Consider the following 2,421-nt stretch of genomic DNA (forward strand, 5'->3'; position numbering starts at 1 on the left):
AACGTGTCGTATGACAGAAAGTGGCTGCTCAGTACCGAGAACAGCGCAATCATCGCCAGCAAGGCACCGGCCAGGCCCAGGTAGGTGCCCAGACCGTAGAAATTGCCACTACGTTTGCCGGCAGAAGATGCAGTTTTCATGGAAGGTCCTTAGGCGCTGCTTCGTTGAGCAACGCATCACGTTTTTGGTAGCCGGCAAAAGCGGCGGCAAGCAAGTCATCCTGAGTCCAGCTGTCGCGCTCGAACGTGTCGATCAGGCGCCCCGCCGAAAGCACCCCGATCCGGTCGCAGATCAGCATCAGCTCGCGCAAGTCACTGGACACCACCACCAGCGCCTTGCCCTGTCGAGTCAGCTCGCCGAGCAGCGCATAAATGTCGAATTTGGCGCCGACATCGATGCCACGGGTTGGCTCGTCAAACAACATCACCGAGCAATCGCGCTCCAGCCAGCGGCCGATTACGACCTTCTGCTGATTACCACCCGAGAGCTCGGAGACCAATTGCGTCAGGCTCGAACTGCGAATGCGCATGGCGTCGATCTGACGCTGGGCCAACGCCATCTCGTCGCCGTTGTTTACGAAACCGCCACTGGAAATCACCGGCATGTTGCCCAAGGCAATGTTGGCGCTGATTGATTGGGTCAGCAGCAAGCCTTCGCCCTTGCGGTCTTCCGTGATCAGGGCGATACCGTGACTTACCGCATCGGCTGGCGAACGGATACTCACCACCTGAGCCGGCGACCCCAGCGCGATCGTGCCGCTGTCGGCGGTGTCGGCACCGAAGACCAGACGCAACAACTCGGTGCGCCCTGCCCCGATCAATCCGGAGATCCCGTAGATTTCGCCAGCGCGAACCTCGAAAGACACATCGCGAACCTTATCGGAGCGGGTCAGGCCTTTGACCGTCAACGCAGGAGCGCCGATCTTTCGCGGCCCCAAGTCCATGTGTTCGCCGAGCTCACGACCGACCATCAAGGTCACCAGTTGCTCGCTGTTGTAATTGGCCATCGGCTCGACGCAAACCAGGTTGCCATCGCGCAAAACTGCAATGCGCTGGGCGACCCGCGCCAATTCTTCGAGGCGGTGGGAAATGTAGATAATCGCCACGCCGCGAGCCCGCAAGCGCGTGATCTGTTCGAATAGCATCTCGACTTCGCGCGTGGTGAGCATCGCGGTCGGTTCGTCGAGGATCAGCACATGGCAGTCGCCGATCAGATTGCGGGCGATCTCGACCATTTGCTGATGGCCAATGCCGAGGTCGCCGACCAGAGTGTCCGGGTCGATCGCGTCGAGGCCAACCTGGGCCATGGCTTCGATCGCCGCTTTGCGCAATTGCTTGCGGCTGATCCAGCCGCCATGGCTGGGCAGATTGTCGAGGAACAGGTTCTCCGCCACCGACAGGGTCGGCAACAGATTGAGTTCTTGCATGACCATGCGGATGCCCAGGTCTTCGGCCTGGGTCCGGCTGCCGGGGCGGTAATCCTGACCCTGGAACTGCATCCGGCCGGTGGTTGGTATCACCAACCCACCGATGATCTTCGACAGCGTGCTTTTTCCCGCACCATTCTCGCCGGTCAGCGCCAGCACTTCACCGGGTATCAGCGCAAGATCGATGCCGGTCAAGACGGGTTGAGCATAAGTCTTGCCGATACCGCTGACCGTCAGGACAGCGTTCGGGACGCAAACGGACATAAAACTCTCCACGTGCTCGCCCAGGCAGGCGAGCACTGTTGTGTCGCCAGAAGGCTTACTTGGTGACCAGCTCCACCGGAGTTTCGATCACGCCGTTGGTGCCGCTGTCGACTTTTTCGCCCTTGATGATTTTCAGCGCAGTCTCGATACCGAACACCGCTTGCCTGGCGGCAAACTGGTCAGCGGTCGCCAAAACGCGGCCATCGTTGAGCATTGGCTTGATGGCATTGATGTTGTCGTACCCGACCACTTGCACCTTGCCAGCCTTACCCGCTGCACGCACGGCGGAAACGACACCGACAGCCATGCTGTCGTTACCGGCCAGCAAGGCTTTGACATTCGGGTATTCGCTGAGGATCGAAGCGGCAACTTTATTGCCCTTGTCGATCTCCCAGTCACCCGACTGCACCGAGACGACCTTGATCTGCGCCGCTTCCATCGCATCCTTGAAACCGGCGGTACGGGCCTGGGCGTTGGTCGTGGTGGACACGCCTTCAATGATGCCGACTTCGTCACCGGCCTTCAGCTGCTTGGCCAGGTACTCGCCGACCAGGCGCGCGCCTTTGCGATTATCCGGGCCTACAAACGGCACCGTGATGTTCTTGCTTTTGACGACGGCCGGATCCAGTTGGTTGTCGATGTTGATCACGGTAATACCAGCATCAATGGCTTTCTTGATCACCGGAACCATGGCCTTGGAATCTGCCGGTGCGATGACCAGCGCATTGACC

At 59.8% G+C, this 2,421-nt stretch carries 2 protein-coding genes and 1 pseudogene; all 3 read right to left on the reverse strand.

Annotated features, from left to right (window positions below):
- Positions 1-140, reverse strand: a pseudogene (locus AC1DRJ_RS24530) (ABC transporter permease); the annotation flags it as partial.
- Positions 137-1,690, reverse strand: coding sequence for a sugar ABC transporter ATP-binding protein (locus AC1DRJ_RS24535; protein WP_477804439.1), 1,554 nt, complete (start codon positions 1,688-1,690; stop codon positions 137-139). The pseudogene AC1DRJ_RS24530 and the gene AC1DRJ_RS24535, both read right to left, overlap by 4 nt.
- A gap of 55 nt (positions 1,691-1,745) precedes the next feature.
- On the reverse strand, positions 1,746-2,421 hold a 676-nt coding region (locus AC1DRJ_RS24540), incomplete at its 5' end, for a substrate-binding domain-containing protein (protein WP_477804440.1).

Source organism: Pseudomonas sp. P5_B2, assembly GCF_056400445.1.